This is a genomic window from Facklamia sp. P13069 (assembly GCF_050409405.1).
Classification (GTDB): domain Bacteria; phylum Bacillota; class Bacilli; order Lactobacillales; family Aerococcaceae; genus Facklamia.
The window spans coordinates 23270-29934 of record NZ_JBNUPN010000025.1 but is presented as its reverse complement, the minus strand read 5'-3'; the positions used below and the strand labels follow the sequence as shown (position 1 = coordinate 29934).

At 36.3% G+C, this 6665-nt stretch carries 8 protein-coding genes; 7 read left to right on the top strand and 1 reads right to left on the bottom strand.

All coding sequences use genetic code 11. The features are described 5' to 3' along the window. Window positions 1–67 precede the first annotated feature (67 nt). Complete coding sequence (locus tag ACQV2T_RS07770) at window positions 68–1534, bottom strand: NCS2 family permease (protein WP_428872752.1); 1467 nt, start codon at window positions 1532–1534, stop codon at window positions 68–70. 191 nt (window positions 1535–1725) lie between these two features. Between ACQV2T_RS07770 and ACQV2T_RS07765 the strand changes: the two genes are divergently transcribed. From ACQV2T_RS07765 to ACQV2T_RS07735, 7 genes are all read left to right on the top strand, one after another. Further along, complete coding sequence (locus ACQV2T_RS07765; RefSeq protein ID WP_428893478.1) at window positions 1726–2055, top strand: hypothetical protein; 330 nt, start codon at window positions 1726–1728, stop codon at window positions 2053–2055. Window positions 2056–2120: 65 nt separating this feature from the next. Continuing rightward, a complete protein-coding gene (locus ACQV2T_RS07760) occupies window positions 2121–2948 on the top strand; it encodes an exodeoxyribonuclease III (RefSeq protein ID WP_428872754.1) in 828 nt (275 codons plus the stop codon). A gap of 21 nt (window positions 2949–2969) precedes the next feature. Next, a complete protein-coding gene (locus ACQV2T_RS07755) occupies window positions 2970–3701 on the top strand; it encodes a YebC/PmpR family DNA-binding transcriptional regulator (RefSeq protein ID WP_428872755.1) in 732 nt (243 codons plus the stop codon). Between the two features lie 106 nt (window positions 3702–3807). Then, complete coding sequence (locus ACQV2T_RS07750; RefSeq protein ID WP_428872756.1) at window positions 3808–4341, top strand: DUF1836 domain-containing protein; 534 nt, start codon at window positions 3808–3810, stop codon at window positions 4339–4341. After that, window positions 4334–5185 (top strand): DegV family protein, encoded by an 852-nt coding sequence (locus tag ACQV2T_RS07745; RefSeq protein ID WP_428872757.1) that lies wholly within the window; start codon window positions 4334–4336, stop codon window positions 5183–5185. Before ACQV2T_RS07750 ends, ACQV2T_RS07745 begins: the two co-directional genes overlap by 8 nt. A 126-nt stretch (window positions 5186–5311) precedes the next feature. Then, a complete protein-coding gene (locus ACQV2T_RS07740) occupies window positions 5312–6157 on the top strand; it encodes an NAD(P)H-hydrate dehydratase (protein WP_428872758.1) in 846 nt (281 codons plus the stop codon). Further along, window positions 6141–6662, top strand: coding sequence for a hypothetical protein (locus ACQV2T_RS07735; RefSeq protein WP_428872760.1), 522 nt, complete (start codon window positions 6141–6143; stop codon window positions 6660–6662). Before ACQV2T_RS07740 ends, ACQV2T_RS07735 begins: the two co-directional genes overlap by 17 nt. Window positions 6663–6665 lie beyond the last annotated feature (3 nt).

The following is a 6665-nucleotide window of genomic DNA, read 5'->3' as shown; positions in this document are numbered from 1 at the left end:
TGAAGTAACCAGTCGGTTACCTCACCTACTCATCAACCCTATTTGACAAAGAGCCTAAGTATTATTCTTAAATAATAGCTAGCACGATGAAGTTGATGATAAAGAGAACAATCGATACCCAAATAATTGGATGAACTTCTTTAGTTTGTCCTTTAGCTGTTTTAATGATTCCATAGAGAATGAATCCTGCTGCAATTCCGTTGGAAATGGAGTAGGTTAAACCCATAAAAACAGATGCGAAGAATGCCGGCACAGCATCTTCAAAATTCGACCAGTCAATATCGGATAGAGAGCTAACCATCAAAATCCCGACAATAATCAAGGCTGGTGCTGTTGCTTGTGCAGGAATTAAAGAGATGATTGGCGATAAGAAAGCAGAAAGAACAAAGCAAAGCGCTGTTACCACTGAAGTAAAGCCTGTACGACCTCCAGCTCCAATCCCAGCAGATGACTCGACAAAGGTTGTAGTATTGGAAGTACCTAGAATTGCTCCAAAAATTGTCCCTACTGAGTCGCCGAACAAGGCTTTATCCATCTTAGAAGTGAATCCTGAACCGGATTCTAAAGCTAATTGATCGGCTTTTGAAAAGATACCTGAGCGTAAACCAGTACCAATAAAGGTACCAATTGTATCAAAAACATCAGAAAGTGAAAAAGCAAAGATTGTCATTAAAACAATTGGTAAGCGAGTAAGATCGCCAAATAGAGAAGGGATTCCTGCACTGGTGAAAATTACGCCAAAAATTTGCCCAAGGTCAGCAAAAGCAGAAGAGAGAGAATTATCGGCGAATGAAACTTGTCCTAAGTCAACCACATTGGTTAGGAAAGCTAATACAGTTGTAACAGCGATACCAATTAAAATGGCTCCTTTAGACTTTCTCATCATTAGGATAATGGTGACAATTATACCAACAACTGCAATTAAGGCACCTGGTTGGGTGAAATTAACCAATTCTGGGACAATACCACCATCAGTTACAACGCTGAATACTCCACCAGAGATTGTTTCCGCCATAGGATCTCCATTATTGACAGAGATAATATTCCCGGCACCTGAGGTGAATTGTAAAAGACCAGCATTTTTTAAACCGATATAGCCGATGAAAATACCGATACCAGCAGAAATAGCATGTTGTAAAAATGCAGGAATTGAAACGATTAATAATTTACGAATTTTAGTGATAGTGATTAAAACGTTCAAGATTCCACAAATGAATACCATGGATAGTGCCTCTTGCCAAGTGAATCCTAAGGCAAAAACAACCGTATAGGTAAAGAATGCATTTAATCCCATCCCGGGAGCTAAGGCGTAAGGAACATTAGCAAATATTCCAATGAATAAAGTTGAAATAGCAGCAGCAAAAATAGTAGCTAGAAATACTCCTTGTGCCGGCATACCTGCTTGTGACAAAATGGCTGGATTGACGAACATGATATAAGACATAGCAAGAAAGGTAGTGATTCCTGCTTGTATCTCTGTTCCTAGGTCCGTATTGTTCTCAGAAAACTTAAAATAATTGCGAATGGCTTCCATTGAATTCCTCCTCAAATTGATGAAATGATTGTAACAAAGATAGTTGTCTTTCGGAAGAGCATAAAAATATATAATCTTTTGTTAAATTTAAATGTTCGGCTTTTTTTACTAAAGAATGTGTTTTCATTTCATTGAAGCAATCTTTAGTTTTTCCTATACTGAGTAGGTATTTAAACTTAGGAGGTAGGCCATTGAATGATATGACAACCGGATCCTCCATTAAAAAGATTATTCGTTTTTCGATTCCTTTAATAATGGGGAATTTATTCCAATTATTTTACAATATGGTAGACACTTTTATAGTGGGGCGAAGTATTGGTTTAAATGCTTTAGCAGGAGTTGGATTAGCTGGTATTGCGGAATTAGTCATGAGGGTTATTGCTGCTTTTGTATTAACTCCTATGATTGGATTTTCTGGAACGGTCTTATCTAATCCGATGGCTTGGTTAGGTTCATTAATTATTTTAATACCAGCATTCTATCGTAAACACTATGAGTTGAAACAGTTGAGAGATTTATAGACCATTCGAGAAGCAAGGCTAAATATGATAAAATAAAGAGGCTAATATTTAAAAAGGAGAATGAAATGAAAATTATATCTTGGAATATTGATTCACTAAACGCTGCATTGACCAGTGATTCTAATCGAGCCATCCTGTCTCGAGAAGTTTTGATTAAACTCAACGCTTTGCAAGCAGATGTAATAGCTATTCAAGAGACTAAGTTATCTGCTAAGGGACCAACCAAAAAACATAAAAAGGTTATAGAGGAACTATTTCCTAATTATCAAATAGCTTGGCGTTCTTCTCAAGAACCAGCTCGTAAGGGATATGCTGGAACGATGTTTATGTATAAGAAAGACTTAAAAGCTGAAGTTTCTTATCCAGAAATTTCTTGTCCTCATCCAATGGATTATGAAGGTAGAATAATGACATTGGAATTTGCTGATTTTTACCTTACTAATGTATATACTCCAAATGCTGGAAGCGAGTTAAAGAGACTAGAGGATCGTCAGATTTGGGATGAAAAGTATGCTGATTATTTAGTATGTTTAGACCAAGTAAAGCCTGTGATTGCGACAGGTGATTTTAATGTAGCTCATAAAGAAATTGACTTGGCTCATCCAGACAGAAATCACTTTTCTGCAGGCTTTACAGATGAAGAGCGTCAAGGATTTACTAATCTTTTAAACAAAGGTTTCACGGATACTTTTCGTCATTTACATGGTCCAGTAGAAGGCGTTTATACTTGGTGGGCCCAAAGGGTTCGAACAAGTAAACAGAATAATTCAGGCTGGAGAATTGATTATTTCTTAGTGAGTGATCGAATCGCTGATAAAGTTCAAAGATCTGAAATGATCGATTCAGGCGAGCGTCAAGATCATACCCCCATCTTATTAGAAATAGATTTATAAAAGTGAAAGGAGTCGATAACATTGGCAGGACATTCTAAGTGGAATAATATAAAAAATCGTAAGGGTGCCCAGGATGCTAAAAGAGGGAAACTCTTCCAAAAATTATCACGGGAAATTTATATGGCAGCTAAACAGAGCGGAGGGGATCCGGACACTAATCCCGCTTTGCGTTTAGCTATGGACAAGGCTAAAGCCAATAATATGCCAAATGATAATGTCGATCGAGCCATTAAAAAGGCGACGACCTCCTCTGAAGGAGAGAATTATGATGAAGTGATATATGAGGGCTTTGGCCCTCAAGGGGTAGCTATTTTGACCGAAGCATTGACTGATAATCGTAACCGAACTATGACCAATGTCAGGATTGCTTATAATAAAAATGGTGGTAATATTGGAGAATCCGGAACGGTTAATTACCTGTTTGATCGCAAAGGCTATATTGTTTTAGAAAGAGAAAAGAACAATCTAGATGAAGATGAAATGTTGATGCTTGTTCTAGAAGTGGGCGGCGAAGACTTAGAAAGTTCTGAAGAAGTTTTTGAGATTTATACGGATCCCAGTGAATTAGCCAAGGTAAGAGATAAATTGTTGCAAGAAGGGCTAGTGATTTATACAGCTGAATTAACCTTAATACCCAAAACTTTTGTCAATCTATCAAAAAAAGATTATGAGGTACTGACAACCATTGTTGATGCTCTAGAAGATGATGACGATGTGTCTGAAGTGTTTCATAATGGTCAACTTGATGAATAAAAAACTCGAGATATTTTCTCGAGTTTTTTTAATATGTTTTTTTGCTTGACAGAATGTATTTAGATGGTAACATATAGTGGTGATAACTAGATAAAAGGGGTGCTAAGTGACGATAAAAATTGAGAAGATATTAGCTTTCCATTGTCCTTCATGGGATGAATTACCTAAACAGTCCATGTTCAACCAAGAAGTGGTTGAATATATTCAAGATTGTTTGGGCCCAATCATGAATGACGAAGTAGCAATGACTTCCACGATGATTCAAAATTATTCTAAATGGGGTGTCATCCCTAAAATCAAGGGTAGGAAGTATGGACGTCAACAGATAGCCTTTCTTTTAATTATTGCTATCTATAAACGTATTTTGCCTATTGAAACCGTTCGAAGGGGCATTGAACTCCAAACGAAGAGGGTAACGATCGAAGAAGGGTTTGATTTGTTTTCAGAGTCAATTAACAATGCTGTTCAACGTGTTTTTAAAACGGTAGGTCAAAATCGTCCCTTTGTTGTTGAAGGAATTGAAATAAGTAAAAAAACCGAAGGTATTAATGCAGTATCACATGCATTTGCTACTAAATTACTAGCCGAATTGATTATTGAATCAGGTGGTTATGACCAGATAGGAGATTATAATGAATAAATTAGCTATTATTGCAGATACTTCACAAGACTTAAAGGCAGATCTTGCTGAACATTACGGTATTGAAATCATTCACTATATGTTGCAAATGGGAGATAAACACTATCGTGACTTGATTGATATTGATTCTAGGGAATTCTACGAACAGATGCAACATCATGACGTCTTATCGACTGGTATTCCGCCTATCCAAGAAATTATAGATCTTTTGGATCGTTTAGTAGAGAAGGGTTATACTCAAGCAGTAGTAATTACAGCATCTTTAAAATTAACCGGTATGCGTCAATTATATGAAGTAGTTAAAGAACAGTATAAAAACTTAGAAATCTTCATTTATGAATCCAATTATATTGCTTCAATCACTGGTTTACTTTCAATCTATGCTGCTGAACTCAGAGAAGATGGTAAGTCAGCTGAGGAAATTTTAGCTGAATTAGAAAGAGTGGAAAATAAAGCTGGTATTTACGCTCTGTTTAGAACGTTGAAATATGTTATTAAGGGTGGGAGGTTTAATAAGTATGCTGGTATGATTGGTACTTTCTTTAATATTAATCCATTATTAACTATTCATAACGGTGAAATTGAAATCATTAATAAGGCAAGAGGGAAGAAAAGATCTTATGCAACCCTTTTAGCAGCAGCTAAAGAAAAATTGCAAGGAGCTAAACGCTACAAAATCGCTCTTTTTGCCGGCAATAATAACGAAGAAATTTCTCAATTACAAAAAGATTTGGCCGAAGAAATTGCTAATGCTGAAACATCCATTGTGACTGAATTAACTCCCGTTTTAGGAGTACATGCCGGACCTCAGTCAGTAGGTATTTCAATTCTTGTTATTGATTAAAAAAAATAAAAAATGATGAGAAATTCCTAGCCTCATCGTTTTTACTTTGTAAGCGTATTATTTTGACTTGCTTGTTATTAGATTTCAGCTTAATATAATACTATATTCAAGGAAATGAGGAAAACGATGATTGAATTAAGCTTGACTAAAATAAGATCACTTATAGATCCTCGTCCATTTGATAGTTACAAAGGGAACTACGGACATAGTTTGATTATAGCAGGTAATGAACAGATGGCGGGGGCTGCAATATTAGCTGCTAGCGCCTGTGTTCATGTTGGTTCGGGCTTAACGAGTTTGCTAACTGCAAAGACTAATATAAATGTTTGTCATTTGCATACTCCAGAGATGATGGTTGGGAATTGGGCAGATCAAAATTTGAGGAAACAGTGGATTTCTAAAGCAAATCACGTGTTAATTGGTCCGGGCCTTGGTAGGAGTCAAGAAAGTATTGAGATATTAAGTGAAACGCTATCAAGTATCCAACCTAATCAAGTGTTAATTCTTGATGGAGACGCCATTAGCCTGTGGGCGAAAGAAGGTCCATTTTCTTGTAAAGGCCAATTAATCTTTACCCCTCACTTGGGTGAATGGCTAAAAATGCAAGAAGCGAACAATATCAATGATCCTCAGGAATTTTCAGATTCATATCAAGCTATCCTCGTATTAAAATCGCATCAAACTGAGATTTATCAGCCTTCCGGCTTATCTTATAGCAATATCCCGGGCAATGCAGGCATGGCAATAGGGGGAATGGGCGATACCTTAGCTGGTATGATATCTGGATTGATGGGACAGTCTTCATCCCCTTTGGGTGCTGTATTGATAGCTGCTTATATGCACACAGCGATTGCTAATCAAATTAATCAAAAAGAATTTATTGTGTTACCATCCAGATTAATAAAGCAAATTCCTGAATTTATGAAAGATTTATTTGAATTGAAAGGTAATCGATTTGAACGAAGAATTTAAAGCCCAAAAACTAACTTTAAGCCCAAATAGTGATGAAAAAATGTGGATAGCTGAGATTGTGGGAGAAGATCCAGTCTATCGACTGAAAAGAGTATTTCTTCCTGAGTTTAAAAAGGGAACGTATCATTTATACGATGGTATTTATCAAATTCATGGAATCTATCCTGGAATCAGTCCTTTTAGTAAAGAATATTGTATCGTCAAGCACGGACATATGCAAAGAAAAATTCCACTCGAGACAATTTATCAACTCCTACCTCAAATAGAATCACAAGAGAGTAGACGGAAAAAACGGCTCAAGCATCAAATTATTGAGAAGTTAAACGTAATAGGGAAAAAGTTGGAACATGAATTAGTCTGGCGAGACATTGATTATCAGAAGGATCAATTAGATAGTTTAGAGAACTCTCAACAATTAACTTTAACTTTAGGACAGTTAATTAAACAAGAAGAGAAGATTGTTGATTCATATAAAAAAGCAATTGAACGTGGTATTGATGGCTAAGCG

What these genes read in the sequence shown, in the direction of transcription:
- ACQV2T_RS07770 (WP_428872752.1), bottom strand. Translation starts at nt 1,534, where the DNA reads ATGGAAGCCATTCGCAATTATTTTAAGTTTTCTGAGAACAATACGGAC.
- ACQV2T_RS07760 (WP_428872754.1), top strand. Translation starts at nt 2,121, where the DNA reads ATGAAAATTATATCTTGGAATATTGATTCACTAAACGCTGCATTGACC.
- ACQV2T_RS07745 (WP_428872757.1), top strand. Translation starts at nt 4,334, where the DNA reads ATGAATAAATTAGCTATTATTGCAGATACTTCACAAGACTTAAAGGCA.
- ACQV2T_RS07740 (WP_428872758.1), top strand. Translation starts at nt 5,312, where the DNA reads ATGATTGAATTAAGCTTGACTAAAATAAGATCACTTATAGATCCTCGT.